Source organism: Allorhizobium sp. nf9_anc (assembly GCF_056323085.1).
In genome coordinates, this window is the sequence record NZ_CM150481.1 from 82,501 (window position 1) to 109,473 (window position 26,973).

17 protein-coding genes, 1 tRNA gene, 2 rRNA genes and 3 pseudogenes are annotated in these 26,973 nt (G+C 58.1%); 18 read left to right on the forward strand and 5 right to left on the reverse strand.

Annotation, left to right across the window (positions count from 1 at the left end; genetic code table 11):
• The first annotated feature begins 456 nt into the window (after window positions 1–456).
• The 15 genes and pseudogenes from AC02Y0_RS00375 (at window position 457) to AC02Y0_RS00445 (ending at window position 16,690) form a co-directional block, all read left to right on the forward strand.
• Window positions 457–3,256: ribosomal RNA gene (locus AC02Y0_RS00375) — 23S ribosomal RNA — on the forward strand.
• Between the two features lie 112 nt (window positions 3,257–3,368).
• Window positions 3,369–3,483: ribosomal RNA gene (gene rrf / locus AC02Y0_RS00380) — 5S ribosomal RNA — on the forward strand.
• A gap of 180 nt (window positions 3,484–3,663) precedes the next feature.
• Window positions 3,664–3,740, forward strand: a tRNA-Met gene (locus AC02Y0_RS00385).
• Window positions 3,741–3,970: 230 nt separating this feature from the next.
• A protein-coding gene (locus tag AC02Y0_RS00390) for an IS3 family transposase (protein WP_476381508.1) occupies window positions 3,971–5,069 on the forward strand; the annotation gives its coding sequence in 2 pieces (ribosomal slippage) (window positions 3,971–4,230 and window positions 4,229–5,069; 1,101 coding nt in all).
• A gap of 997 nt (window positions 5,070–6,066) precedes the next feature.
• Complete coding sequence (locus AC02Y0_RS00395) at window positions 6,067–6,402, forward strand: STAS domain-containing protein (RefSeq protein ID WP_476381510.1); 336 nt, start codon at window positions 6,067–6,069, stop codon at window positions 6,400–6,402.
• Window positions 6,399–6,767 (forward strand): response regulator, encoded by a 369-nt coding sequence (locus tag AC02Y0_RS00400; RefSeq protein ID WP_476381512.1) that lies wholly within the window; start codon window positions 6,399–6,401, stop codon window positions 6,765–6,767. The genes AC02Y0_RS00395 and AC02Y0_RS00400 overlap by 4 nt, the downstream gene beginning before the upstream one ends.
• Window positions 6,764–8,824, forward strand: a complete 2,061-nt coding sequence (locus AC02Y0_RS00405) for a chemotaxis protein CheA (protein ID WP_476381513.1) — start codon at window positions 6,764–6,766, stop codon at window positions 8,822–8,824. Before AC02Y0_RS00400 ends, AC02Y0_RS00405 begins: the two co-directional genes overlap by 4 nt.
• The gene (locus AC02Y0_RS00410) at window positions 8,821–9,330 is read left to right on the forward strand and encodes a chemotaxis protein CheW (RefSeq protein ID WP_476381514.1); all 510 of its coding nucleotides are present in this window, start codon (window positions 8,821–8,823) and stop codon (window positions 9,328–9,330) included. Before AC02Y0_RS00405 ends, AC02Y0_RS00410 begins: the two co-directional genes overlap by 4 nt.
• Before the next feature lie 404 nt (window positions 9,331–9,734).
• Window positions 9,735–10,058 (forward strand): annotated as a pseudogene (locus AC02Y0_RS00415) (methyl-accepting chemotaxis protein); the annotation flags it as partial.
• A 75-nt stretch (window positions 10,059–10,133) separates the two neighbouring features.
• Complete coding sequence (locus AC02Y0_RS00420; RefSeq protein ID WP_476383915.1) at window positions 10,134–11,969, forward strand: methyl-accepting chemotaxis protein; 1,836 nt, start codon at window positions 10,134–10,136, stop codon at window positions 11,967–11,969.
• A gap of 277 nt (window positions 11,970–12,246) precedes the next feature.
• Window positions 12,247–12,432, forward strand: a pseudogene (locus AC02Y0_RS00425) (methyl-accepting chemotaxis protein); the annotation flags it as partial.
• Window positions 12,433–12,507: 75 nt separating this feature from the next.
• Window positions 12,508–14,238 (forward strand): methyl-accepting chemotaxis protein, encoded by a 1,731-nt coding sequence (locus AC02Y0_RS00430; protein ID WP_476383917.1) that lies wholly within the window; start codon window positions 12,508–12,510, stop codon window positions 14,236–14,238.
• Entirely contained in the window at window positions 14,235–14,726 is a 492-nt protein-coding gene (locus AC02Y0_RS00435; RefSeq protein WP_476381515.1) for a chemotaxis protein CheW, read from the forward strand. Before AC02Y0_RS00430 ends, AC02Y0_RS00435 begins: the two co-directional genes overlap by 4 nt.
• A 4-nt stretch (window positions 14,727–14,730) precedes the next feature.
• Entirely contained in the window at window positions 14,731–15,591 is an 861-nt protein-coding gene (locus AC02Y0_RS00440; RefSeq protein WP_476381517.1) for a CheR family methyltransferase, read from the forward strand.
• Between the two features lie 7 nt (window positions 15,592–15,598).
• Window positions 15,599–16,690, forward strand: a complete 1,092-nt coding sequence (locus AC02Y0_RS00445; RefSeq protein ID WP_476381519.1) for a protein-glutamate methylesterase/protein-glutamine glutaminase — start codon at window positions 15,599–15,601, stop codon at window positions 16,688–16,690.
• Window positions 16,691–16,905: 215 nt separating this feature from the next.
• Here the strand turns inward: AC02Y0_RS00445 and AC02Y0_RS00450 are convergent, their stop codons facing one another.
• A complete protein-coding gene (locus AC02Y0_RS00450; RefSeq protein ID WP_476381521.1) occupies window positions 16,906–18,648 on the reverse strand; it encodes a chemotaxis protein in 1,743 nt (580 codons plus the stop codon).
• A 433-nt stretch (window positions 18,649–19,081) separates the two neighbouring features.
• Here AC02Y0_RS00450 and AC02Y0_RS00455 point away from each other — a divergent pair.
• Window positions 19,082–19,366: pseudogene (locus AC02Y0_RS00455) on the forward strand (IS6 family transposase); the annotation flags it as partial.
• A 709-nt stretch (window positions 19,367–20,075) separates the two neighbouring features.
• On the opposite strand, the gene AC02Y0_RS00460 reads toward AC02Y0_RS00455, so the two are convergent.
• Together AC02Y0_RS00460 and AC02Y0_RS00465 are read right to left on the reverse strand one after the other, a co-directional pair.
• Window positions 20,076–21,428: an ATP-binding protein gene (locus AC02Y0_RS00460; protein WP_476381523.1), complete on the reverse strand. Its 1,353-nt coding sequence runs from the start codon at window positions 21,426–21,428 to the stop codon at window positions 20,076–20,078.
• The gene (locus AC02Y0_RS00465; protein ID WP_476381525.1) at window positions 21,418–22,086 is read right to left on the reverse strand and encodes a response regulator transcription factor; all 669 of its coding nucleotides are present in this window, start codon (window positions 22,084–22,086) and stop codon (window positions 21,418–21,420) included. Before AC02Y0_RS00465 ends, AC02Y0_RS00460 begins: the two co-directional genes overlap by 11 nt.
• Window positions 22,087–22,242: 156 nt before the next feature.
• On the opposite strand from AC02Y0_RS00465, the gene AC02Y0_RS00470 reads away from it, so the two are divergent.
• Together AC02Y0_RS00470 and AC02Y0_RS00475 are read left to right on the forward strand one after the other, a co-directional pair.
• A complete protein-coding gene (locus AC02Y0_RS00470; RefSeq protein ID WP_476381527.1) occupies window positions 22,243–22,509 on the forward strand; it encodes a PepSY domain-containing protein in 267 nt (88 codons plus the stop codon).
• Window positions 22,510–22,512: 3 nt separating this feature from the next.
• Window positions 22,513–23,052 carry a cytochrome b/b6 domain-containing protein gene (locus tag AC02Y0_RS00475; protein ID WP_476381529.1) on the forward strand — a complete coding sequence of 180 codons (540 nt, stop codon included), beginning with the start codon at window positions 22,513–22,515 and terminating at the stop codon, window positions 23,050–23,052.
• Between the two features lie 103 nt (window positions 23,053–23,155).
• Here the strand turns inward: AC02Y0_RS00475 and AC02Y0_RS00480 are convergent, their stop codons facing one another.
• Window positions 23,156–24,817: a phosphoethanolamine transferase gene (locus AC02Y0_RS00480; RefSeq protein ID WP_476383919.1), complete on the reverse strand. Its 1,662-nt coding sequence runs from the start codon at window positions 24,815–24,817 to the stop codon at window positions 23,156–23,158.
• 149 nt (window positions 24,818–24,966) lie between these two features.
• Complete coding sequence (locus AC02Y0_RS00485; protein ID WP_476381531.1) at window positions 24,967–26,883, reverse strand: putative bifunctional diguanylate cyclase/phosphodiesterase; 1,917 nt, start codon at window positions 26,881–26,883, stop codon at window positions 24,967–24,969.
• Window positions 26,884–26,973 lie beyond the last annotated feature (90 nt).

The following is a 26,973-nucleotide window of genomic DNA, read 5'->3' on the forward strand; positions in this document are numbered from 1 at the left end:
TTTGAAGAAATAAAAGTTTGCATCACTCGAACGAGTGCTGCCTGTTCTGCATACATTGTGAAGAGAAGATTGATCTGGAGGCTTCCAGGTGTGGGGTTTTACCTCATGTCCGAGCCCAGTTCTGATGATCCTTGTGAGGGCCTAGCCGGCCTGAACCTGGTGAAGGACTGGAGGTAGGTAGGAAGCTTGTCGCTCTGGATCGTTCGTTGTTGGTGACTTCGGTCACCTCTGATGAATGATCGGATTACCGTTGCCTGACCGCGCGGTACCGGATTTAATCTCGAGAAGCTGGTCTTAAAGACAAGCTGCAAGTGAGCTGCTCGGCGTAGCTCCAATAAAGCAGACTTGTCGAACACGTCGATGGCATCTGAATGGTCTGGTTGTAAAAGGTAGCCGGATTGCTGGATCTGACCGCAAGGTCTGATCGAGCTATAGATGAGCATTGGCAATGAGAACGATTAAGTGTCGTAAGGGCATTTGGTGGATGCCTTGGCATGCACAGGCGAAGAAGGACGTGATACGCTGCGAAAAGCCGTGGGGAGCTGCGAATAAGCTTTGATCCATGGATATCCGAATGGGGAAACCCACCTTAAATGCTTGGAGAATCCAAACTGATCGCAAGATCGGCTTGGGTTTCCAAGCATTGTGATAAGGTATCTAACCTTCGAATACATAGGGGTTAGAAGCGAACGCAGGGAACTGAAACATCTAAGTACCTGCAGGAAAGGACATCAACCGAGACTCCGCAAGTAGTGGCGAGCGAACGCGGACCAGGCCAGTGGCAATGAGGAATAAAGCTGAACAGGTTGGAAAGCCTGGCTATAGTGGGTGATAGCCCCGTAAGCGTAGAACACTCATTGTCCTAGAGTAAGGCGGGACACGTGAAATCCTGTCTGAACATGGGGAGACCACTCTCCAAGCCTAAGTACTCGTGCATGACCGATAGCGAACAAGTACCGTGAGGGAAAGGTGAAAAGCACCCCGACAAGGGGAGTGAAATAGAACCTGAAACCGGATGCCTACAAGCAGTCGGAGGGCGCAAGCCTGACGGCGTACCTTTTGTATAATGGGTCAACGACTTAGTGTAACTAGCAAGCTTAAGCCGGTAGGTGTAGGCGCAGCGAAAGCGAGTCTGAATAGGGCGACCATAGTTAGTTGCATTAGACCCGAAACCGAGTGATCTAGCCATGAGCAGGCTGAAGGTTGGGTAACACCAACTGGAGGGCCGAACCCGCATCTGTTGCAATAGATTGGGATGACTTGTGGCTAGGGGTGAAAGGCCAATCAAACTCGGAGATAGCTGGTTCTCCGCGAAATCTATTTAGGTAGAGCGTCGACCGAATACCCCAGGGGGTAGAGCACTGGATGGGCTATGGGGACTCACCGTCTTACTGATCCTAACCAAACTCCGAATACCTGGGAGTACTAGTCGGCAGACACACGGCGGGTGCTAACGTCCGTCGTGAAGAGGGCAACAACCCTGACCTCCAGCTAAGGTCCCCAAGTCATGGCTAAGTGGGAAAGGATGTGAGGATCCCAAAACAACCAGGATGTTGGCTTAGAAGCAGCCATCATTTAAAGAAAGCGTAACAGCTCACTGGTCTAAATAAGGGTCTTTGCGCCGAAAATGTAACGGGGCTAAAGCCATGCACCGAAGCTGAGGATGTGGATTTATCCACGTGGTAGCGGAGCGTTCCGTAAGCCTGTGAAGGGGTACCCGTGAGGGGCCCTGGAGGTATCGGAAGTGCGAATGTTGACATGAGTAACGATAAAGGGGGTGAGAGACCCCCTCGCCGAAAGACCAAGGGTTCCTGCTTAAAGTTAATCTGAGCAGGGTTAGCCGGCCCCTAAGATGAGGCAGAAATGCGTAGTCGATGGGAACCACGTTAATATTCGTGGGCCTGGTGGTAGTGACGGATTGCGTAACTCGTTCAGACTTATTGGATTGTCTGGGCGGGGAAGCGGTTCCAGGAAATAGCTCCACCGTACAGACCGTACCCGAAACCGACACAGGTGGTCAGGTAGAGTATACCAAGGCGCTTGAGAGAACTATGTTGAAGGAACTCGGCAAATTGCACGCGTAACTTCGGAAGAAGCGTGACCCCTTTGTACGCAAGTATGATGGGGTGGCACAGACCAGGGGGTAGCGACTGTTTATCAAAAACACAGGGCTCTGCGAAGTCGCAAGACGACGTATAGGGTCTGACGCCTGCCCGGTGCTGGAAGGTTAAGAGGAGAGGTGCAAGCTTTGAATCGAAGCCCCAGTAAACGGCGGCCGTAACTATAACGGTCCTAAGGTAGCGAAATTCCTTGTCGGGTAAGTTCCGACCTGCACGAATGGCGTAACGACTTCCCCGCTGTCTCCAACATAGACTCAGTGAAATTGAATTCCCCGTGAAGATGCGGGGTTCCTGCGGTCAGACGGAAAGACCCCGTGCACCTTTACTATAGCTTTACACTGGCATTCGTGTCGGCATGTGTAGGATAGGTGGTAGGCTTTGAAGCAGGGACGCCAGTTTCTGTGGAGCCATCCTTGAAATACCACCCTTATCGTCATGGATGTCTAACCGCGGTCCGTCATCCGGATCCGGGACAGTGTATGGTGGGTAGTTTGACTGGGGCGGTCGCCTCCGAAAGAGTAACGGAGGCGCGCGATGGTGGGCTCAGACCGGTCGGAAATCGGTCGTCGAGTGCAATGGCATAAGCCCGCCTGACTGCGAGACTGACAAGTCGAGCAGAGACGAAAGTCGGTCATAGTGATCCGGTGGTCCCGTGTGGAAGGGCCATCGCTCAACGGATAAAAGGTACGCCGGGGATAACAGGCTGATGACCCCCAAGAGTCCATATCGACGGGGTTGTTTGGCACCTCGATGTCGGCTCATCGCATCCTGGGGCTGGAGCAGGTCCCAAGGGTTTGGCTGTTCGCCAATTAAAGCGGTACGTGAGCTGGGTTCAGAACGTCGTGAGACAGTTCGGTCCCTATCTGCCGTGGGTGTAGGAATATTGACAGGATCTGTCCCTAGTACGAGAGGACCGGGATGGACATATCTCTGGTGGACCTGTTGTCGTGCCAACGGCATAGCAGGGTAGCTATATATGGAATGGATAACCGCTGAAGGCATCTAAGCGGGAAACCAACCTGAAAACGAGTATTCCCTATCAGGGCCGTGGAAGACTACCACGTTGATAGGACGGGTGTGGAAGCTCAGTAATGAGTGAAGCTTACCGTTACTAATAGCCCGATTGGCTTGATCGTTCTCATTGACCATGCTCATCGGCCCGGACAAATCCGGGCGATGATGCCAAATACGTGTTCATGTAAAAGAGGTTCGCCTCACCAGCTTCTCAACAACATTGCCCTTAGCCGACCTGGTGGTCATGGCGGGGTGGCTGCACCCGTTCCCATTCCGAACACGGCCGTGAAACGCCCCAGCGCCAATGGTACTTCGTCTCAAGACGCGGGAGAGTAGGTCGCTGCCAGGTCTGCTAAAGGCAATGTTGTCGGGTTTTGCGAAAGCAAATACCTCGGGTTTTGCGAAAGCAAATACCCAAATCTTCTCGATCGCAACATCGGCCCAAGCCGAAACAACGGGCCGCATCAAGCGGCCCTTTTTGCTTGGTGGAACCTCTTAAGCGTTACAACTTCAGTTGTTACGCTCTTGGCGCGGGGTGGAGCAGCCCGGTAGCTCGTCAGGCTCATAACCTGAAGGCCGCAGGTTCAAATCCTGCCCCCGCAACCAAAACATTAAAAAAACCGAAACGAAGCCTGTTTCTCAGTGAGGGCAGCCTCGAACCGGCTGAAATACGCCAGCTTCCCTAGCTCGATCCCTGAACTCACCCGCCCTCACACGGCGGGCGAACTCGTTTGCATTCCGTACACACAGGCTGACCTGATGCAGTTCCTCATGACCTGAGCCCCTGACCTTCCTCCAGAATTTGGTAGAGTCCGTCACATCAAGGAGACGGACGGATGAAGCGTTCACGGTTTACGGAAGAACAGATCATCGGGATATTGAAGGAGCAGGAGGCGGGCGCGAAGACGGTTGATGTCTGCCGCAAGCACGGCATCTCGGATGCAACCTTCTACAAATACAAGGCGAAGTATGGCGGCATGGACGTGTCGGATGCCCGCAAGCTGAAGGCGCTCGAGGACGAGAATGCCAAACTGAAGAAGCTGCTCGCCGAGGCCATGCTGGACAATGCGATCCTGAAGGATGTCGCTGCAAAAAATGGTGACGCCCGATGTGAAGCGGAATGCGGTGGCTCACGTCTGTGCTCAGCATGGAGTGAGGCAGCGTCGGGCGTGCGAGGTTCTATCGTTTGATCGGTCGAGCATGCGATATCGCAGTGTGCGACCTGACGATGCGGCCATTCGGGAGGCGATGAAGAAGGTGTCATCCGAGCGGCGGCGCTTCGGTTACCGGCGCATCCACGTCATGCTCGACCGGCAGGGCATCGTCATGAACCTGAAGAAGCTTCGACGTCTCTATCGGGAGGAGAAGCTGACGGTGCGCAAGCGTGGTGGCAGAAAGCGAGCCTTGGGAACGAGGCGCCCTCTGGCTCTGCCCTCACGCCCCAATGAGCGCTGGAGCCTGGACTTCATCAGCGATGCCCTCACCGACGGTCGCCGGTTCCGTATTCTGGCGGTGGTCGACGACTTCACCCGTGAATGCCTTTGTCTGGTCGCCGATACATCCCTGTCGGGGGCAAGGCTTGCCCGCGAGCTGGGTGGTCTCATCGCCAAACGCGGAAAACCGAGGACGATTGTCTCGGACAACGGCATGGAGATGACCAGCATGGCCATCCTCAAATGGTGCCAGGAGACGAAGGTCGAATGGCATTACATTGCCCCAGGCAAGCCGATGCAAAACGGCCTCATTGAAAGCTTCAACGGCAGCTTCCGTGACGAATGCCTAAACGAGACGCTGTTCTCGTCGCTCACCCAGGCCCGCACCGCCATCACTGCATGGAAGGAGGATTACAACAGAAACAGACCGCACTCGTCGCTGGGCAATATCACTCCCAGCGAGTTCGCAATGAAAATGGCTATGGAAAAACAGGCCGCATGAGGCCAGATTGAAAACCCACGACTCTCCCGAAAATTGGAGGGAAGTCGGGGCTCAGGTCACTCACCATCGACGTGCAATTCCGCTGCGTCCGGCTACCGTCTCCCCGTCATAGCGGGGTCTACCAGAATCGGCACGAAATTTAGCGTCTCGGGTCAGTAGCAAAGAACCCTGCTGATCCCGCATGATCGCAGCCGGCGCTCCGTCAGCGGCGCTCCGACCGTCCCTCATTGCAATACTCCTCTCGGCGCTCGCGGACGCAAGGTTGATGTTGTGCGGCCCAATGACGATGGTGCGGCCGGTCTCGTCGGCGAGCCGGCGAGGTTTCAGCATCAGCTGGCTGCCGTGATACTTCCCTTTTTGCACCTTCAGAATTGCACTTCAACACGGCGGCGGGGCGCAGGGCAGGATGGTTCAGATTCATAGCTTCCACTTTTTTTAGGCCTGAACGCCTCCGGTCAGCGCACCAGTCCCTGTATCTTTGGTTGTATCATTTTGAAACAGGATTGCTCAGCTTCGCGGTGGCGAGAGGAGTAACGCTTCGCGGCGGCGCTTTCTTTCAGATGGAAAGTCGACGCACCGCGGTCGAGATCCTAGCAATCTATAAGTGTTTGAAATGTGGGGGATCTCATGCCTTGTGCGCTGCGATCAAGGGCTTTTCGGTGTCGTTGAGGGCCCGGTCGCAAGACTCTTGTCCTAATCTCACACAACCATCGCCTGCCAGAGATCAAAGGGAATTAAATCTCTGATCAACCATGCCGCCACGCCAGGATGCGCCCAAGGGTCGTCGCTGTGGTCATTAAGATAACAGTTACGTGAGTACGTTATGAAATACTAACTGGAGCTCTGGTTGCAGGGAGAGAATTATGGGCGTTACCCCGATGAAGGTCCTGAATGACGGCAGCCTTGCCGCGCACAGCGCGCCGCATGCAGTCGCCGTGTGGCGAAGACCGTCACTCATGCAAGGATTTCAAAATCTGCAAGAGTTGGGGGATGCAGCGTGACAGAGAGCGCTCACGAACTGGCTACAGCTCCGCTTGAAGTTGGCAAGAACCTGACGATTGCGCATGCCGCGGCGCTGCGTGAATTGCTCCTCTCCGAACTTGAGGCGCGACCTTTGCTGGAGATCGCGCTGCCGGAAGATGCGGAGATGGATCTCAGCTTCATTCAGGTGATGGAATCGGCGCGGCTCTCAGCTGCTCTTCAAGACAAGCAAATTTCAATGAGAACACCCGCCGGCGCCAATCTCATGCGTCTCCTGGAGCGGGCCGGCTTCACCACGGACATGTCATCCGAAAGCCGGGCGTTCTGGTTTCATGAGGGGGCAATCCAATGACTGCACAGATCCTGACTGTTGACGATTCCGCAAGTATCCGCATGACGACGAAGATCGCCCTGACGAATGCCGGCTATCAGGTCACCGAGGCGGTGGATGGCCGCGACGGGCTGACCAAGGCCACGTCCGGGGCTTTCGATCTGATCGTGACCGATCTCAACATGCCGAACATGAACGGCATCGAGATGATCAAGGCCCTTCGTGGTTCACCGAAGCATGCGGGAACGCCAATCATCTTTCTCACGACCGAGTCCGACGGTGAGATCAAGGCACAGGCCAAGGCGGCCGGTGCGACAGGATGGATCACGAAGCCTTTCGATGCCGACCAGCTGGTGAAAATTGCCAGAAAGGTCCTTGGCCGATGAGTTCGCTCGACCCGGTTCAGGTTTTCCGCACCGAGGCGGTGGAATTGTTCGAACAGATCGAGCTGAACCTGCTCGACCTGAACAACGACCTCACCAATCAAGGATTGGTCGATGCCGTGTTCCGTGGGCTGCATACGCTCAAAGGTTCCGGAGCCATGTTTGGCTTCGACGCGCTTGCCGCCTTTACCCATCATTGTGAAACGGCCTTCGACGCCGTGCGCAAGGGCAGTGTGCCGGCAACGCCGGCCCTCGTTTCGGCCGTGCTTGATGCGCAAAGCCATATGAAGGCTCTCATCGATCGGCCGCATGACGTTCAGCACGAAACGGGCGAAGAGCTGTTGGCCAAGCTTCAGGCGGCCATTGAGGGGGCTTCGGGTAACGGGACGTCCGGCAAGGAAGGCTTACAAAACGGGGCTTCCGGCCATGAGGCCGCGGCCCCGTCTCCAGCACTCTCTGAGACCGCTTCCAACAAGAACATCGGCTGGACGCTGAAGATCGGCCTGCCGCCCCGCGCCATGGTCAATGGCACCAATCCGCTTGGTTTGCTGGATGAATTGCGCGAACTCGGCGAATGTACCGTGATTGCCGATGCCAGTCACATCCCCGATCTTCCAGCGCTTCAGCCAACCGAAATCTATGTCAGCTGGACGGTGACCCTTCACGGGAATGTCCCCAAGTCTGCAATCGAAGACGTATTCATCTTCGTGCTCGACGAGATGTCGCTCGAGATGACGGAGATGTTCGAGGCAGCGCCTGAAGCGACAGAGCCCGAAGCGCCGTCCGCCTCCGCAGAGCCGCAAGCGACGCCGGTTGCGATGCCGGAGACGCCGCCGCCGGCAGCCGCAGCTCCGACCGCCAGCACCGATAACCGGAGCAGCAAACCGGCCGAGAGCGTGCGCGTGCCGGCTGAACGGCTTGATGAACTGATGGATCGCGTCGGCGAGCTGGTGATTGCCCAGTCACGCCTTTCGCAGCTCGCCAATGCCAGCGCGGATGTCATGCTTCGCTCGGTTTCCGAAGATGTCGAGCGCCTTTCCGGAGAACTGCGCGATACGATGATGGGTTTGCGAATGGTGCCGGTGGGCAGCCTCTTTGCTCGCTTTCGCCGGCTCGTACACGACCTGTCGCGCGAGACTGGAAAGACGATCGAGCTCGAAACTCTCGGCGAAACAACCGAGGTCGACAAGACCGTCATCGAACGGCTTGCGGACCCGCTGGTTCACCTGGTTCGCAACTCCGTCGATCACGGCCTTGAGCCACCGCACGAACGACAGGCGGCCGGCAAGAGTGCTGCAGGAAAGGTGACCCTTTCCGCCCACCAATCCGGCGGGCAAGTGATCATTGCCATCAAGGATGATGGCCGTGGCATCGACCGTGCCCGGGTCAGGGCAAAGGCGGAATCCACGGGATTGATCGCGCCGGGTCAGCCACTGACCGATCAGGAACTGATGCTGCTGATTTTCGAACCGGGCTTCTCGACCGCAGCGCAGATCACCAGCCTTTCCGGACGCGGTGTCGGGATGGATGTGGTGAAGAAGACCGTGGAGACCTTGCGCGGCATCATCGATGTGAAGAGCGAGCCGGGCCAGGGGTCTGAAATTTCTCTGCGCATTCCGCTGACGCTCGCCATCATTGATGGGCTGCTGATCCGTGTCGGGTCGGGAAACTACGTTATTCCGCTTTCTGCCGTCGAGGAGTGCGTCGAACTCTCCCTTGAGGAAGATCAGCGCTCGCGGGGGCGCAGCTTCATCTCCCTGCGTGACAGCCTTGTGCCGTTCCTGAGGCTCAGGGAAGTCTTCAACACCTGTACGCCGCCGGACACCTACCAGAAGATGGTTGTGATCTCGACCGGCAACGAGCGCGTCGGGCTCGTCGTCGACCAGATCATTGGCGACCACCAGACGGTCATCAAGTCAATGTCGAAGCTGCACCACGACGTGTCGACCTTCTCCGGCGCCACGATCCTCGGTGACGGCAGCGTCGCCCTCATCCTCGATGTGGCACAGATCGTCAGCGCAGGGCAGCAACAGGAGGCGCAGTTGCGGGCAATAGCATGAACATCGTTGTCGACAGGAAGGCCACAGGCAGCATCTGGAATGAAGAGGACCTAGCCGTCCTGACCTTCAGCCTGAACGGTGAATTGTTCGCGATTGCGGCGACACTGGTGCGCGAAATCATGGACGTCGTTGCGGAAACCAGCGTCCCGGGCGCGCGCAACTTCGTCGGCAGCGTGATCAACTTCCGCGGCCGGGTCATTCCGCTGACCGACATCAGGCTCGCTTTCGGCATGGAAGCGACACAGACGACCATCGACAGTCGCATCATCGTCATCGAGATCGATATCGACGGAGAGCCGACCTTGCTCGGAGTGCGCACCGACAAGGTCCATGAAGTGACCTCGCTCCAACGCTCCCGGGGAGAGCCGCCGCCAAGCGTCGGAATGCGATGGCGCGCGGACTTCATCGAGTGCCTCGTGAAGCGCGACGGCGAGTTCGTCATCGTACCAAATCTTTTTGCAATCTATGCGCTTGGCCGCCCGCAAAGGCAATTCAACCAGTCCTGACCTCCCAGTTTCGCCCATCAGTGGCCAACCGAATGAATAGAAAGAGGAAATCCCGCATGTCCGTTCTAGATCAGATGAGGAAGACATCTCGCACGGCCTGGGCGATGGCTGAAATTCGCAGCCTGATGCAAGATATGGCCGCTGGAGACATGTCCGGCCGTGCCAACCTTCAGATGGCAACGGGTGAAGCGCATGAACTGCTGACAATGGTCAACGAACTGCTTGACCTAGCTACGGCGCCCGTCGCGGATCTGCGCAAGGCAATCGACGATGTCTCGGCCGCACATGAAAAGGGCGATATCGACGTGATCGTCCCGACGGCAGTGTTCAAGGGCGATGTCGCTGTGATTGCCCAGGAGGTGAATGACCTCGTAGGCAGCCATATCGCCGTGAAGAAGAAGGCAATGGCTGTCGTCAAGGAGTTCAGTGAGGGCAACTTCAACGCGCCGCTCGAACAACTGCCGGGCAAGAAAGCCTTTATCAACGATACGATCGAGACCCTGCGCGGCAACCTCAAGGGTCTGATCACCGAGATGAACACGATGTCTGCCGAGCATGACAAAGGCGATATCGACGTCTTTGTGCCTGTCGAGAAGTTCAACGGTGACTTTGCCACCATGGCCAGTGGCATCAATGACATGGTCGCCGGTCATATCGCCGTGAAGAAGAAGGCGATGGCTGTGGTCAAGGAGTTCGGCGAGGGCAACTTCAACGCGCCGCTCGAACAACTGCCAGGCAAGAAGGCCTTTATCAATGATACGATCGAGACGCTGCGCGGCAACCTCAAGGGCCTGATCACGGAAATGAACACCATGTCGTCCGAGCACGACAAGGGCGACATCGACGTCTTCGTTCCGGCGGATAAGTTCAACGGTGACTTTGCCACCATGGCCAGGGGCATCAACGACATGGTCGTCGGCCATATCGCCGTGAAGAAGAAGGCAATGGCGGTGGTCAAGGAGTTCAGTGAGGGCAATTTCAATGCGCCGCTCGAACAGCTGCCCGGCAAGAAGGCCTTTATCAACGACACGATCGAGACCCTGCGCGGCAACCTCAAGGGTCTGATCGCGGAAATGAACACTATGTCCACCGAGCATGACAAGGGCGATATTGACGTCTTTGTGCCTGTCGAAAAGTTCAAGGGTGACTTTGCCATAATGGCCAAGGGCATCAACGACATGGTCGCCGGCCATATCGCCGTGAAGAAGAAGGCGATGGCGGTGGTGAAAGAGTTCGGCGAGGGCAACTTCCATGCGCAGCTCGAACAGCTTCCGGGCAAGAAGGCTTTCATCAACGACACGATCAACACGCTTCGCGCCAACTTCCGCGCCATCATCGCCGAGATCCAGCGCCTGATTGACGCCTCCACGGCGGGCAAGCTTAACGAAAGAGGCGAAGCCAATCGTTTCGTCGGCGATTTCGCGTCCGTCGTTTCCGGCATCAACGGAATGCTCGATGCCATTCTTGTGCCCATCGCAGAAGGCAACCGTGTGCTTGGCAAGGTGGCGATCGGTGACCTTACCGAAGCCGTGAACATTGACTGTGAGGGCGACCATCAGAAGATGAAACATGCCGTCAATTCGCTGATCGATAGTCTGCGTGAAACGGCGGATGTGGCCAACCGGATTTCCAACGGAGACTTGACGGTTACGCGGCGACCACTCTCCGACAAGGATGTCCTCGGCCAGGCGCTGCTCGAAATGACGGAACGCCTTCGCAGCGTCGTCCGAGATGCACTCGCGGCCTCCGACAATGTCTCGCTGGGCAGCCAGCAACTGTCCGGCAGTTCTGAACAGTTGTCGCAGGGCGCCTCCGAACAGGCTGCCGCCACCGAACAGGCATCGGCTTCCATGGAAGAGATGGCTGCCAACATCAAGCAGAACGCCGACAACGCATCGCAGACCGAAAAGATTGCCCGCCAGTCCTCTAGGGATGCCGAGGAATCGGGCGGTGCGGTCAACCGGGCAGTTGGTGCCATGCGCACGATCGCCGAGAAGATCTCCATCGTCCAGGAGATTGCTCGCCAGACCGATCTCCTGGCGCTGAATGCTGCCGTCGAGGCAGCGCGTGCCGGCGAACATGGCAAGGGCTTTGCCGTCGTGGCATCCGAAGTCCGCAAACTTGCCGAACGCAGCCAGGCTGCGGCTGCAGAAATCAGCACGCTTTCGAGTGAAACCGTCAGCGTGGCGACACAAGCTGGCGAAATGCTCAACAAGCTTGTGCCTGATATCCGCAAGACCGCGGAACTGGTGTCGGAAATTTCTGCCGCCTGCCGCGAGCAGGATATCGGCGCCTCGCAGATCAACGAGGCCATCCAGCAGCTCGACAAGGTGACGCAGCAGAATGCCGGAGCATCCGAAGGCGTCTCGTCAACTTCGCTCGAACTGGCGTCCCAGGCCGAGGAATTGCAGGCTTCGATCTCATTCTTCCGCATCGACACTTCAGGGTCGGGGCGGCTCCACTCGCAGCCCCCCGTGCAACGCGCAAGCCAGACTGCATCGCGAAGCCCGGTCAAGCCGTCCAGATCCCACTCGTCCGGCACGGTCGCCGGCCAACAAGAGCGAGTGAAAGGATTTGCCCTGGACATGTCCATGGGTGCGCCGGACGACGAAGACAACGATTTCCGCCAGAGCGCCTGAGTAGCCTGCAATCAACTTGACCAAAGCTCGACGCGGTCAAACAACGAGGAGCATCAGTATCATGAACTTGCTCACACAAATCCGGAAGACATCTCGCGCCGAATGGGCGATTTCGGAGATCCAAGAACTCACGAAACGCCTTGCGGAGGGTGATCTTTCTCACCGCGCACGCGAACAGGATGCGACCGGGGAGGCTCGTGACATGCTGATCGCCGTCAACGCTTTGCTGGACGTGGCCATGCGTCCGGTCGGCACGCTCCATTCGGCCATCGACCGGATGGCCTCGGAGCATGACAAAGGTGACATCGATGTGGTGCTGCCCGTTGATCGCTTTCACGGTGATCTGGCCACCATGGCCAATGGCATCAATGATTTGGTCGCCGCCCATATCGCGGTGAAGAAGAAGGCTATGGCTGTCGTCAAGGAGTTTAGTGAGGGCAACTTCAACGCGCCGCTCGAACAACTGCCAGGCAAGAAGGCCTTTATCAATGATACGATCGAGACGCTGCGCGGCAACCTCAAGGGCCTGATCACGGAAATGAACACCATGTCGTCCGAGCACGACAAGGGCGACATCGACGTCTTCGTTCCGGCGGATAAGTTCAACGGTGACTTTGCCACCATGGCCAGGGGCATCAACGACATGGTCGTCGGCCATATCGCCGTGAAGAAGAAGGCAATGGCGGTGGTCAAGGAGTTCAGTGAGGGCAATTTCAATGCGCCGCTCGAACAGCTGCCGGGCAAGAAGGCCTTTATCAACGATACGATCGAGACCCTGCGCGGCAACCTCAAGGGTCTGATCGCCGAAATGAACAATATGTCCACCGAGCATGACAAGGGCGATATCGACGTCTTTGTGCCTGTCGAAAAGTTCAAGGGTGACTTTGCCATAATGGCCAAGGGCATCAACGACATGGTCGCCGGCCACATCGCCGTGAAGAAGAAGGCGATGGCGGTGGTGAAAGAGTTCGGCGAGGGCAACTTCCATGCGCAGCTCGAACAGCTTCCGGGCAAGAAGGCTTTCATCAACGACACGATCAACACGCTTCGCGCCAACTTCCGCGCCATCATAGCCGAAATCCAACGCCTGATTGATGCCTCCACGGCGGGCAGGCTTAGCGAAAGAGGCGAGGCCAATCGTTTCGTCGGCGATTTCGCGTCCGTCGTTTCCGGCATCAACGGTATGCTCGATGCCATCCTGGTGCCCATCGCAGAGGGCAACCGTGTGCTCAATCAGGTCTCATCGGGAAACCTTATGGAACGCGTCGAAATCGACTGCGAAGGTGATCATCAGGCCATGAAGTCGGCAATCAACTCGCTTGTCGATAACCTCACATCCTTCGCGACAACGGTCAGCGCTGCCGCAGATCAGGTCGCCAGCGGCAGCCACAATCTATCCTCGAGCAGCGAACAGCTGTCGCAAGGGGCAAACGAGCAGGCCGCCGCGACCGAAGAGGCGTCTGCCTCGATGGAAGAGATGGCTGCCAACATCAAGCAGAACGCCGATAATGCATCGCAGACCGAAAAGATTGCCCGCCAGTCCTCTAGGGATGCCGAGGAATCGGGCGGTGCGGTCAACCGGGCAGTTGGCGCCATGCGCACGATTGCCCAGAAGATCTCCATCGTGCAGGAGATTGCCCGCCAGACCGATCTTCTGGCACTGAATGCTGCCGTCGAGGCGGCGCGTGCCGGCGAACATGGCAAGGGCTTTGCTGTCGTGGCATCCGAAGTCCGCAAGCTTGCCGAACGCAGCCAGGCTGCTGCTGCAGAAATCAGCACGCTTTCGAGTGAAACCGTCAGCGTGGCGACACAAGCTGGCGAAATGCTCAACAAGCTCGTGCCTGATATCCGCAAGACCGCGGAGCTGGTGTCGGAGATCTCTGCCGCCTGCCGCGAGCAGGATATCGGCGCCTCGCAGATCAACGAGGCGATCCAGCAGCTCGACAAGGTGACGCAGCAAAATGCCGGAGCCTCCGAGGCGATGTCCTCAACGTCTGAACAATTGTCGGCGCAGGCTGAGGAGATGCAGGAATCGATCAGCTTCTTCCGCATCGGGCAGGCCCCTGCCAGTCGCCCTCATCAATCCCCAAAACAGCATCGGAGCGCGGGATCGGCCGCTCGGCAAGGCACAAGCCCCTCGGCTATGTCAGCCAAGTCTGGTTCGGGCATGACGGTTGCGGCCCAGCAGGCCCGCGTCAACGGCTTTACGCTCGACATGTCGATGGGTGGACCTGATGAGGCCGACCGCGATTTCCGGGAGACCGCATGATGGCGCAGTCCGAGGCCCAGTTCGTTACCTTCGCCATGGGTGAAGAGATCTTTGCAGTTCCGGTCGAGGTGGTGCGTGAAATCCTCGACCACGAACATGCCTTCAAAATTCCGCAGGGCCCGGACTACCTCCTTGGCCTCAGGGATGTGCGCGGCCAGGGCGTGCCGATCATCGACCTGCGCCGCCGTCTTGGCATGGCGGCGACCGTCCTGACCCACCACACCCGCGTGCTGGTGCTCGACATTCCCTGCAATGGGCGGGTGCTGACGCTTGGCATGATGGCAGACAAGGTCTTCGAGGTGACACCCTTCCGCTTGGATCAAATCGACAGTGCGCCGCAGATCGGGGTGCGCTGGGAGTCCAATTACATCCAGGGTGTCGTCCGACGGACAAACGATTTCGTGGTCATTATCGATCTGCCCCGTCTTTTCGCCCATCAGGGTGATGAGATCCAGCGCGCCAGCTTAGACGCGCGGCAGGTGGCATAACATCGTGTTCGCGGAACCCAACACTGCCACCCAGATCAATTTCGACGATCGCTTAAGCAGTCGCAATTTCAAGCGCCTGGCGAGCTATATCTACGACTATAGCGGGATCAAGATAACCGATGCGAAGGTGACCATGCTCGAAGGTCGCCTGCGGCGGCGACTCCGCGTGACCGGACATCAGAGCTTCGACAGATATTGTGAATACCTGTTCGATGAGGGAGGGATCGACAAGGAGGCCGTCGTCCTCATCGATGTGGTGACCACGAACAAGACGGACTTCTTCCGCGAGCCCAATCATTTCGAATTCATGTGCAGTCACATCCTGCCGGAACTCGCGCGGCGTGGAAGCCAGCCGATCAGGATATGGAGTTCGGCGTGCTCGATCGGTGCCGAACCCTATACGATCGCCATGCTGCTCGAGGAGTTCTCGACGCTGCAGAACGGGCCCAACTATTTCATTCTCGCGACGGACCTCTCGACGGACGTGCTGGATAAGGCCCGGCGGGGCATCTTCAGCCAGGAGATGGTCGACCCGGTGCCTCCGGCCCTGGCCTCCAAATATGTCCGATATTCGAGAGATCCGGAACGGGCCCAGGTGCGCATCGTTCCCAAGCTTAGGTCCCGGATTGGCTTTGCCCGTCTCAACCTTATGGATCCCACTTACGAGATCGGCGAAGCCGTGGATATGATCTTTTGCCGCAACGTCTTGATCTACTTTGACAAAGATACGCAGCTGCAGGTTCTGAACAAGCTCTGTAGCAAGCTTTCGGTGGGCGGCTACATGTTCATCGGACATTCGGAATCGATTTCCGGCATGAACCTGCCGCTGCGCCAGATTGCCAATACCGTCTTCAAGCGACTGTGAGAACGAGATGAAAAGAAAGATCCGTGTCCTGATCGTCGACGATTCCGCCAGCGTTCGCCAGACGCTGATGAACGTATTGCAATCGGATCCCGATATCGAGGTGATCGGCACCGCTGGCGATCCCTTCATGGCTGCCAAGCGCATCCAGGAAGAAGTTCCGGATGTCATCACGCTCGATGTCGAGATGCCCCGCATGGATGGGATCACTTTCCTGCGCAAGCTCATGTCGCAAAAGCCGATCCCTGTGGTGATGTGTTCGTCACTGACGGAGGCCGGCACGGAGACGCTGATGCAGGCGCTGGAAGCGGGCGCGGTTGACGTTGTCCTGAAGCCCAAGATTGGTGCCGCAGACTATCTGGCGGAACAGGCGACCCGGATCTGCGATGTCGTGAAGGCCGCATCCCATGCCCGCCCGGGTGTCAGGCGGCGCGGCCCTGGAAACGGATCATTGGAAGGCCCGGCAGAGAAGCTGACGGCAGATGCCGTTCTGCCGCCACCGTCAGGTCGGGCCATGGCCAAGACAACGGAAATGGTGGTTTGTGTTGGCGCGTCAACCGGGGGCACGGAGGCGCTGCGCGAGATGCTCGAAGCCCTACCAGCCAATTCGCCCGGAATCGTTATCGTGCAGCACATGCCGGAAAAGTTTACCGCAGCCTTCGCACGGCGCCTCGACAGTCTTTGCGCGATGGAAGTGAAGGAAGCCGAAGACGGAGACACGGTGTTGCGGGGGCATGTTCTGATTGCGCCCGGTGGCGGCAGTCACACCGTTCTCGAACGGCAGGGCGCGCGGTATTACGTCTCGGTCCGGCAGGGGCCGCTCGTGTCCCGCCACAGGCCTTCGGTCGATGTGCTTTTCCGATCGGCTGCGCGAGCGGCGGGTGGCAATGCCATGGGCGTCATCATGACCGGCATGGGCGATGACGGTGCTCGCGGCATGCTGGAAATGCACACTGCCGGTGCCTACACCGTTGCACAGGATGAGGCGACCTCCGTTGTCTTCGGCATGCCGAAGGAAGCCATTGCGCATGGCGGCGTCAACCGCGTGGTGCCCCTTGGGTCGATCGCTGCCGAGATCATCGCCGCAGACAAACGGCGGTGATCGACCAGCCTGACGACCGGGCAGAAGATCAGCGCCAAAGGCTGCATTCAAGCTTAAATGGTGACTGGCACTGAGTTTGCTCTGCCTCGAGTTGCGTGTTCGCAGGCGAGACGTGGCTTCTGCCGAACTGGTCGGGCTTCCTCAGACTTTGACGGAAAGGTTCACGGGCACGCGCTCTTTCCCGAGCCAGGCGGCCAATTGCGGATGCCATCCCCTCAGAAGAAGGCGTCGTCCAGATCGTCGTCACTGAGAGTGCCGCTTTCGGTGACGGATGACGCGGGAAGCTCGGTGCCCATGATCTGCGCATGCAGTTCCCGCTCAGCGACCATCGTGTAGAGGCGGCCAATCTGGCTGCCGATCGCATCGAGAGCCTCCGTCGGCCCCTCTGCCGGCGCGACGTCTTCAAGGATCTCCATCCGTGCCGCACAATCGCGAAGCACGTCGCCCAGAGCCTCGTTGAAATCCAGTCTCCTGAGCGAGCCGTTGATCTCGGCGAGTGCTGTCTGGCTTTGCTCGTTGAGTGCCGCCAGTTGTGTATCCATCCGGTCACCGGCCGCACGAAGATTGTCGCGCACCTGTTCCAGCTGTGCGTCGAGGCATTCTTCTCTTTCACCGTTCATCTGGCCGACGAGTTGTTGGGCGGCCGCTTCGAGGCTGTGGAGCTCGGCAAGGATATCCTCGGCGGTCTCGTCGAGCCTCCCGGCGAAATGGCGAAGCTCGGCCGTTACGACATTGATGGCCTTGCCCTCTTCACCAATCCGGCTGCAGCGGAGATTGGTGTTGAGCGCAATGTAGTTGATGTCGGTGCGGACAGCGCGGACGGTGCCGATGCCTTCGAGCAGCTGGCGGACAATATTTGCCGTGTCAAGGCTCAGTCGGGATGCTTCCGCGCCGACGTGGTCCACCTCTCGGACGGCGGTGCGGGCACTGTCTATACCTGTCTCGAGCTGTCGAATGGCGTTGTTCTTTCCGCCCGAGGCACGATCAGACATGGTGGCGCTTAGCGCTTCGATTTCTGCAAGATCCGAGCGGAAGCTGGACACGGTCGCCACGATCTTACCGGTGTCGCGGTCGAAATCTTCGATCGTCTGTTCCAATTGCCGGTAGACCAGGCCGCGGATCATCAGGATCAGTGACTGTCTCTGCACCTCAGTCAGCGCATGTCCAGCTTCCGATCCGAGATAGTCCGACAGGATCTGCAGGCTGGACTGGCAATGCTCGATCCGTTGCCGCGTGATGTCGCCGACCTGCATGGACGACAGAATTGCGCCGAGCTTCATCTGTATGCCACTGGCCACGGCGCGGACACTCGTCGCTCGCTCGACGAGAAGCCTGCGATAGTTCCCGAGATCCTCGGCGCCGGCCGAAAGGCTTCGAAGGATCTGCGGCACGGCCTCATCATAGCTGGAGACGATTTCCCGGCTTTTGCGGATTGCTGGCCCAAGGCCGCTTCCCAGCGACATGACCTTGCCGGCGAAATCGTCGACCTGCTCGGTGCCTTCCCGGATTCGGTCGAGGATTTCTTCGGCGAAGCCGGCAAAATCTGCAATGCTTGCTCCGGTAATCTTGGCCGTCAGGGCGAAGGTACGCAGATATCGCAGCGTTTCCTGCATGAGATCGACATGGGGCTCAAGCGCCCGTTCGGCCCGCAGGATTTCCTGGAACCCCTCCTGTCGCCCTGCTTCTATATTGGTTTGCTGAGAGAGGCGATCCATGGACGAGGTCAGCTTTGCCATCGTCTCAGTCGCGGTCTCCTCGTCAAGCGCGCCGTTGAGTTGATCCAGCGAAGCGATGAGGTTGTTCAAGACGTCGAGAATGGAGAGCAGCGCCGATCCCCCTTCGAGGAACCGCTTCTCAATCAAAGAGCGCGCCGCCTCCATGCGATCGACATATTCCGAGTGCTCCGTCTGAGAAGCGCCTGCTGAAACGCTAGATGTCTTGAAAGCCGCTTCACCCATGTCCCGACCTATCGACCCGCCTGTTCAAGATCAGCCTATGCGTTATTCTCTGCCATCGTCCGCCGCATCAATCTGCGCGGAGTTTTCCTGATGGGGGTACACTCTGGTAAGACACCAGTTAATTCCATCAGAACGAGTGCATCATATCTGCGGCTTTAGTTAATTTAGCATCCACTTTGGTACGGGTGGCGGTTTTTTGGTACGGCGGATTCAGAAAGATGTCGGCGGCCTCACCGCCCGTTCCGGGATTGGCGTTATCCTGGATGGATACCTTGCGCAAAGTCGGCAAGGCGGGCCATGAGGCTTTGACCCATTCTTTGCGATCGCAGCTCGCCGAGGGGCGGCATCGCCTTCACGGATATTGTTGATCGCCGCGATATGCTGAGTGCATGACCTGAGCGCTTCCCCGCCGCGATCATTGTCGATGTCTTAAACTGCCGCAAAGGCGATATTGATGCCGGGTGTTGAGCATTGTTTGCACAAGGGACTGAACATCGGGCGCAGAATTCGCGCCTTCCATTACGAAGACGGGAGCGGCGCATCATCCGCTTCAAATCGCCCCGGCAATACCAGCGTATTGTCTCAGCCCATTGCCTAATCGTGAACTTCTTCCTTCTTCCTTCTTCACCGAAAGAACCTCACAGCCGCCGACTATCGCCAGTTTCGCACCAACGCCAGTGGTTTATGGCAGGAAATCTCTTTGTCGATTGAGACCTGAAGTTCAGGCCAAAGATACTATCATGCCTCAAACTCGGTTAAGGCGAAGCCGCCTTCATTTGTTATGAGAAGGCAAGAATGCTCTCATGGCGGTGAGACGGCATTGTGGAGTTGATTGCCGAGAAAAGAGCCAAGTGAACAGCCCCTACCTGGTGAGCACCTCTTCTAGAACTCGCATAAACTGGGGCAGCCTGACATCGGCTGCCACGTTGGCGTCCACTGACAAAAGGCTCGTCCAACACTCTCGAACCGGCATTCGTGCAAGTCTGCGTGCAATCAGTCCCCGCAACCAAAATTCCATGTTAAAGTTAAACTGCCCCCACCAAAAGGGGGCGTTTGGCGTTCATGGGACAAAACTCCAGGAAAAGCGTTGGGGCGAATAGATCAACAGCAGCAACAAAACTATTCCTACAGCGCCTCTAGGATCAGCGCGATACCCTGGCTACCGAAAATGCACGGTGGAAGTACGCTTAACCTGAGCGATTTCTATGTGGAGGCCATGGAGCGGTTTTGCCCCTCCATTCGGGTCGTTCGCCATCTCAATTCATTGGTCCGAAAGCTGCCGCTTCAAGTGGCAGGTCAGTAGCACTTCTCGTGATTTCGCGAACGCAGAAGGGGGACAGAAGCGGTTATCTAGTCCGCAGGCTGGTTCACAACTGCTCCCTTAACGTTAACCTCGGCTTGCTGGTTTCGCAGGCTTGGATTTGAAATCATTGTTCTGGCGGCGGGAGTGAAAGTTCACATTCGAATCCCGTGCGCCCCTTAGGCAGCACCACAGTCCTTAAGGTCATCGTGCCGTTCATCTGCGCTACCAGTTTTTCGACGATCGCAAGACCGAGACCGGATCCGGGCTTGCTCGTGTCACCGCGTCTGAAGCGTGCGCGGTAAACATTCAGGTCTGGATCGAGCGGGGCGGAAACGGCATTGGTTACCCTGATGCGCCCGTCTGCGGAGATGGCGATCGTGATGGGATGTTCGGCATCGCCATAACGGGCTGCGTTTTCCAGAAGGTTGTTGAAGGCGATGGCGAAGGCGTCTGGGTCGATTGCTCGGACGAGGGCCGATAATCCGGGTTCTGGCCGCAACTCGATCATCGCGGTTTGATGCGAGCGCTGGAAAGTCTCGACAAGCAGCTTTACGAGGGCGAGCAGATCAACGGGAGTGGAGGATAAACCCACGCCTGCCTTCGCGCGGGAGAGCTGCAGCAGTTTTTCCAGCATCAGCGACAGGCGACGAAGTGCTTCCAGCACGCGATGTGAGCGCGACCGGTCGTCCAGCTCGGTGAGCTGATCGGCCAACAGTTCCATCTGGGCAAGCGCACCGGCGAGTGGCGTTCGAAGTTCATGGGCGCTGTTGGCAGCGAGGTCCCGTTCGGCTTGCAGCGCGAGCTTTAGCCGTCCGAGTAGCGTGTTGACCGAACCCGGTATCGTCGCGATTTCTGTCGGAAGGCCGTGTAAAGAGATGGGTTCGAGGTTGTTGCCATCGCGTCTGCTGATTGCGTCTCGCAGTTCATTGACCGGCCTTGTCGCCCGCACAACGACCCAGCGGATGGCGAACATGCCGAGCGGAAGCAGAAGCAGGATCGGCAGCAACAGCGTCAAGGCGCTTTCGAGCGTTGCTTCGCGTCGATGCGCGAGTGAGTCCGCCACTTGGACGAAGAGCGTATCGCTGACCGTCGCGATCGTGAAGATCCGTCTGTCATCGCCGCTCCAGAAGCCGGGCGAGAGCGGTGCGGCATAAGGTTCAGCTCCGACATTGTGCGAATGCAGGAGCACCCGCCCGGAGGCATCCCGCACTTGGTAGGTCAGGTATTCGTCGGTCGCGCCAGGATTAAGCGCTGCCACCTTGTTCGGCCCTGTGCCCGTGTCGCGACGGAAGAAATCGTCGATGACGAGAGGGGCGAGGCGTTCCGTGTTCTCCTGCAGCGCACTGTCGAAAACTTCATCGAATTCGGCACGCATGACGTGAATGGAGAGCCCGACCGCAATCGTCCAGAAAACGGCGAGCAGCATCGACAGGGAAAGCACAAGGCGTCCGGCAAGGCTTCGGGTTTCAATTCGCATCGGCGGAAATCCTGTAGCCGACACCGCGCACGGTCTCGATTGCATCCTTGCCCAGCTTTCGGCGCAAGCGGCTGACATAGACTTCGACCGTGTTGCTCTCTACCTCCGCCCCAAAGGCGTAGAGCGCCTCCTCGATCTGCGCCTTCGACACGATTGCGCGTTTGCGGGCGATCAGCCTGTCGAGCACGGCCCATTCGCGGGAGGAGAGAAGGATTTCCGCGCCGTTCCTGGCCGCAATCCGCCGCTCGGAAGGGTAAACTGCAATGCCGCCGATGGTCAGATCGGGCAGTTTGTGCGTGCCGTAGCGTCGCGATACCGCGTGGATCCGGGCCTGCAACTCGCCGAGATCGACAGGTTTGACAAGATAGTCGTCGGCCCCGGCATTCAGTCCGGCGATGCGATCGGACACCTGGTCGTGGGCCGTCATGATGATGACGGGCATCTCGTCGCGGCGCGCCCGCAGAGCCTTCAGGATGTCGAGGCCGCTGCCATCCGGCAGCCGGAGATCGAGGAGCACGAGATCATAGGCGGCTGCTTGAAGGCTCGCCTCGGCCTCGTCGCAGGAGAGCGCCCAGTCCACGGCATGGCCCTGGCGGTGAACGTATGTCTTCACCGCATCGCCGAGCATTTCATCGTCTTCGACCAGCAAGACCCGCATTCATTTCCCCCTGTCCAAGAGATCGCAGTCTCTTGTCGCGCACGAAACTGACAGTCCGCTGAACCGCCCGCAAGGTCTGAGCTTGGCCTTCAGGTGGCTGTCAGCTTGCGGGTCGATCCTCCTCTCGTGTCCAACACTAGGAAAGGAACACATTCCATGCAGAAGATCATCATCGCTCTCGGCCTCGCAGCTGCGTTTGGCGGCACCGCACTTGCTTCCGAAAAATGCAATGTCGCCATGGCCGACTGGAAGCCGCGTGAGGCGCTGCAGACCAAGCTTGAAGGCGAAGGCTGGAAGGTCCGCTCGATCAAGACCGAAGACGGTTGCTACGAAGCCTACGCCATCAACGCCAAAGGAGAAAAGGTCGAGGCCTATTTCAACCCGCAGACGCTCGAGTCCGTCGACATGAAGATCGAGGACTGATCGATGACGTCGACAGTCAAGGTCTGGGATCGTCCGGTCAGGCTCTTTCACTGGAGCCTCGTGGGCAGTGTCGCCTTGTGCTGGTTGACGGCGGACGAGTTGCAGAGCCTGCACGAGGTGGCAGGCTATGCAGCCGCCGGCCTGATTGGCCTGCGGCTCGTTCTCGGCATAGCCGGGACGCGTTATGCCCGATTCAGCCAGTTCATTCGTTCGCCAAAGCGCACGCTCACCTATGCCGGCGACATGCTTCGCCACAAGGAGCCCCGCTATCTCGGCCACAACCCGCTCGGGGCCGCCATGGTGGTCGTCTTGCTTGCGATGGTCGGTGGTATCGCGCTCACCGGCTGGATGCAGACGACTGATGCCTATTGGGGCATTGAATGGGTCGAGGAGACGCATGAAGCGCTCGCTCAATTGCTGCTCGTGGCCATCGCCGTCCACGTGGTTGGCGTCATTCATGCCAGCATCCGGCATCATGAAAACCTGGCGCTTGCCATGTTCACCGGGCGCAAACGCGCACCTGATGGCGGCGATATCCTCTGACAGAGAAGCCCCAACGAAACAAAGGACGCCGCAAACCGCGGCGTCCTTGTCTGTCGTGAGTAGCATTGTTGCGTTCGGTGGACCGAGTTCCGAAGTGCCCCTCTCAGGACGATACGCCGCTGCGGCAGGCTGCAAAGATGTCGAGGGCGGGGTCGTAGACCTCAGTCTTCACTTGCATCAGGCCGAGCACGCTGTGGAAGAGGTTGTCGTGCGAATGCGGTGAAGCCGCCCTGGATGTGAGGCACGGTTTGTCGATGCCCGTCGACTGTCGAAGGTCGGGTGACGTCCAGAGGACAAACGGAACATGGGTCTGTTCCTCCGGCGCGAACATGTAGGGCGCGCCGTGCAGATAGAGGCCGTTTTCGCCGAGCGACTCGCCATGGTCAGACATGTAGATCATCGCCGTATCGAGTGTCTTGGCATGGGCGCTAAGCTTGTCGATTACCTCTGAGAGGATATGGTCGGTGTAGAGCAGGGCGTTGTCATAGGCGTTCCTGATGGTCTCCGGCGTGCAGGCATCAAAGTCTGCCGAGCGGCAATCGGGCACGAATTTCCGGAACTCCTCGGGATAGCGGAGATAGTAGGCGGGGCCGTGATTGCCGAGTTGGTGGAGGACCAGAACGGCGTCGCCATCGACCTTGTCCAGCCAGGCATCGAGGCCGTCGACCAGGATCTGGTCCAGACACTCACCGCCATGGCAGAAACGCGGATCATTCGATTTGAAGAAATCGGTCTTCTGGATCCGATCGGCGACATGTTTGTCGCCCGTGTTGTTGTCCCACCATTCGGTCTTGATGCTGGCATGGGTGAGGACATCCATCAGGTCCTCCGTCGCCATGGCTTTGGCGTGCGAATAGTCCCGTCGACCATAGACGGAAAACATGCAGGGCACTGAGACAGCCGTCGCCGTGCCGCAGCTCGAGGTGTCGCTGAAATAGGTGATGTCTCGCTTCGAAAGCTGAGGGTTCGTCGGGCGCTCGTAACCTCCGAGCTGGAAATTCTGCGCCCGTGCCGTTTCGCCAACCACGATGATCGTGACGCGCGGTCGACGGCCGGCGGCTGGCAAGCCATCCACCACCTTGGCATCGGTGCCGATCGGCTCAAGCACGATGGATTGCTCACGCGATCGTCCAATCACGAAGCTGGCCGCACTTCCGACGGGAAAGATCGGGTTCAGCGTTCGGAACCATTCCCGGTGCTCGCGGGTGCTGAAGATGAATGTGCCGCTGTTCGAGAGGCCGGCACCAGCTAAGATCAGCAAAGACGGCGCGATGATCATCAGATTGACCGCGAGCTTTTTGAGGATCGGACGGTGCACGACCTCGACCCAGGCGATGAACAGTGAGGGCAGGATACCGAAGAGGCCCATATGGAGGACGAAGGCACCGGTCATCAGGTGGCCGGCCTCGGCTGTGTTGGTCTCCGCCGCGTTGCGGATCATCTCGGTGTCGATGATCACACCGAAGCGATCCATGAACCACGCGCTCGCCACGCTGGTGATCACCATAAGGATCAGGGCCGGCTTGATCAGGTATTTGGCTGAAACCGTGACGGTCAGCGCAACGAAGGCGCCCAGAAGACCGACCGCCAGCGCAACGAGCGCGAAGCCTTGCCCCTGGAGGTAGAGGAAGGACTTGCCCCAGAAAGTCCCGTTCATGAAAAATAGCAGATAGACTGCGGTGAGTATGCTCAGCCATTCGCTGCGCAGGCGCGGTCTGAACTTCAAAAGCGTCTTCGACAAGCCCGCTTCCTTTCGTGCATGGATCCTAAGATCCGATGCACTGCCGTGCAAAGCTGACAGACACCTGAACGTTGTTTACAGGGGAATGGGTTCTCGACGGTCAGCCAGATCAGCTTCGAGACCACCAGTATGCCCCACGGTCTTTTGCGATCTTGGACCGAAGCCTCGATCCTTCAAGCGGACTGGATCCGCAATAGCGTTTGACTTGTATCGGACTGCTGCTGATCTGCGATGAGTTGGCTGGTATCCTCACCGCTCATGGGCCGGCCGAACAGGTATCCCTGGATCAGATCCGGCTTGAGGGCCGCAAGCACAGCCATCTCCTCTCGGGTCTCGACGCCTTCGAGCACGCAGCGCAGGTTGAGCTTGGAGCATAGGGCAATGATCGCGGCGACGATTTCGCGCGATGTGAGGCTGTGGCCGACCTTGCGGATGAAGCTCCTGTCGATCTTGACCTTGTCGAGTGGAAGCTGATCGAGATACTGGAAGCTCGAATAGCCAGAACCGAAATCATCGAGTGCGACCCTGCAGCCGCTGCTTCTCAACCTGTCGAGAACGGTGCTGGATGTTGTGAGATCAGACATCACCGCTGTTTCGGTGATCTCGAATTCCAAACGGCTCGGCGAAACGTCTTCCTTCATGATCTGCCCGAGCAGCGAGAGCACAAAGGCCTGGTCCGAAATGTCCCGTGCTGACAGGTTGAAGGACAGACTGATGTCGTCGGGCCATGTCTTCAGCTCCGCCAGGCCCTTGCGGAACAGGATGGCGGTGACTTTCTGAATAAAGCCGGAGCGTTCGGCGACACGGATGAAATCGTCTGGACGGACAAGGCCGAGCCTGGGATTTTGCCAGCGGGCTAGGGCTTCGAAGCTGACGATACGCTGCCTGCTTGGCGAGTATTGCGGCTGGAACAGCAGGAACAGTTCCTCCTCGAGGTTGCCTTCGCGCAATTCCCGTTCGATGGCGATGGCGTTCTCCATCTCCTTGCTGTCGGTGGTGTCGAAAACGATGCACTGTCCACGGAACCGGGCCTTGGCCTTGTAGAGAGCGAAGTCTGCCTGCTCGTAGAGCTGTGTGCTCGCGGTTCCCATATCCGGATAATGCGAGAAACCCGCGGAAGCTCCGACCGAGAGTTCCTGGTTATCAATGATATAGGGGGCGGTGATCGCCTTTAGCCAACTGCCGGCAAGCGCCCTGACCTGTTGTTCCGTGACGTTGCCGGTCAGAACGACGGCAAACTCGTCACCACCGATGCGGCCAATCATTGCCCCCTCGAAATGCAGCTCCGTGGCCCGCGCGACGGAGGCTCGCAACAGGCGGTCGCCCATCGAGTGACCGTACACATCGTTGATGCCCTTGAAGCCGTCGAGGTCGAATATTCCCAGCCAGAATGGGGTACGCTGCTCGATCAGCCGGTCGATCTTCTCAAAGATGGCGCGTCTGTTCGGGATCCCGGTCAGCATATCGGCGTCGGCAAGGGCCCGCGCCTTGACCGTCAGCTCATCGGCCAGCAATCGTGCGTCGATCTGACGAATGATCGCATGCCTGAGCAACCCCGTCATGCTCACTGAAGCGAAGGCGGTCGCAACTATAATGGAGACATACTCTGCGTAGAGATCCTCAAGGAGAGACGTGGAGAACCAGTAAAGGGTCGCCAATGTCAGTGGAACGCTGATCATGACCGTGCGCGTCGTGGCGCCGGTGATTGCAAAAATGAAGGCGAGCAACACGAAGTATATGTAACGCGTCTCGACATTGTAGACGAGAAGGTAGCTCAACAGGTTGAGGTACATGAACAGATGCATGGCCAGGTTATGCAATTCGAGCCTGGCCAGAGACATTGTCCGGTAGTTCGCTAGAAGCTTGTGAAACAGATAGAAGCCGAGAGCCGTCGTCGTGCTGATAAGGGTAAACGCCACCAGCATCAGGCCGGTCTGCGTCTGCCAGTGCTCCCAAGTGACGAAGAGATAGTAGCCGCAGGCGGGGATCAGGATCGGTCGCAGGATCGGGATATAGGCATCCACCATTGCCTGCTGTCGTGCCGGGTCGGTCGATATCCTGAGCTGATTGAGCAAGGTGCCAATTTTCATGGAGAGAGTTTTTTGTTTTCGCCTGATCCGGATAGTGGGCGCTCTGATGGAGGCAAACGCATAGATTTTTCCCGTTTATTCTTTGCCATC

What these genes read in the sequence shown, in the direction of transcription:
- AC02Y0_RS00485 (WP_476381531.1), bottom strand. Translation starts at nt 26,883, where the DNA reads ATGAAAATTGGCACCTTGCTCAATCAGCTCAGGATATCGACCGACCCG.
- AC02Y0_RS00475 (WP_476381529.1), top strand. Translation starts at nt 22,513, where the DNA reads ATGACGTCGACAGTCAAGGTCTGGGATCGTCCGGTCAGGCTCTTTCAC.
- AC02Y0_RS00470 (WP_476381527.1), top strand. Translation starts at nt 22,243, where the DNA reads ATGCAGAAGATCATCATCGCTCTCGGCCTCGCAGCTGCGTTTGGCGGC.
- AC02Y0_RS00400 (WP_476381512.1), top strand. Translation starts at nt 6,399, where the DNA reads ATGACTGCACAGATCCTGACTGTTGACGATTCCGCAAGTATCCGCATG.
- AC02Y0_RS00450 (WP_476381521.1), bottom strand. Translation starts at nt 18,648, where the DNA reads ATGGGTGAAGCGGCTTTCAAGACATCTAGCGTTTCAGCAGGCGCTTCT.
- AC02Y0_RS00430 (WP_476383917.1), top strand. Translation starts at nt 12,508, where the DNA reads ATGAACACCATGTCGTCCGAGCACGACAAGGGCGACATCGACGTCTTC.
- AC02Y0_RS00465 (WP_476381525.1), bottom strand. Translation starts at nt 22,086, where the DNA reads ATGCGGGTCTTGCTGGTCGAAGACGATGAAATGCTCGGCGATGCGGTG.
- AC02Y0_RS00405 (WP_476381513.1), top strand. Translation starts at nt 6,764, where the DNA reads ATGAGTTCGCTCGACCCGGTTCAGGTTTTCCGCACCGAGGCGGTGGAA.
- AC02Y0_RS00445 (WP_476381519.1), top strand. Translation starts at nt 15,599, where the DNA reads ATGAAAAGAAAGATCCGTGTCCTGATCGTCGACGATTCCGCCAGCGTT.
- AC02Y0_RS00420 (WP_476383915.1), top strand. Translation starts at nt 10,134, where the DNA reads ATGAACACCATGTCGTCCGAGCACGACAAGGGCGACATCGACGTCTTC.
- AC02Y0_RS00435 (WP_476381515.1), top strand. Translation starts at nt 14,235, where the DNA reads ATGATGGCGCAGTCCGAGGCCCAGTTCGTTACCTTCGCCATGGGTGAA.
- AC02Y0_RS00460 (WP_476381523.1), bottom strand. Translation starts at nt 21,428, where the DNA reads ATGCGAATTGAAACCCGAAGCCTTGCCGGACGCCTTGTGCTTTCCCTG.
- AC02Y0_RS00410 (WP_476381514.1), top strand. Translation starts at nt 8,821, where the DNA reads ATGAACATCGTTGTCGACAGGAAGGCCACAGGCAGCATCTGGAATGAA.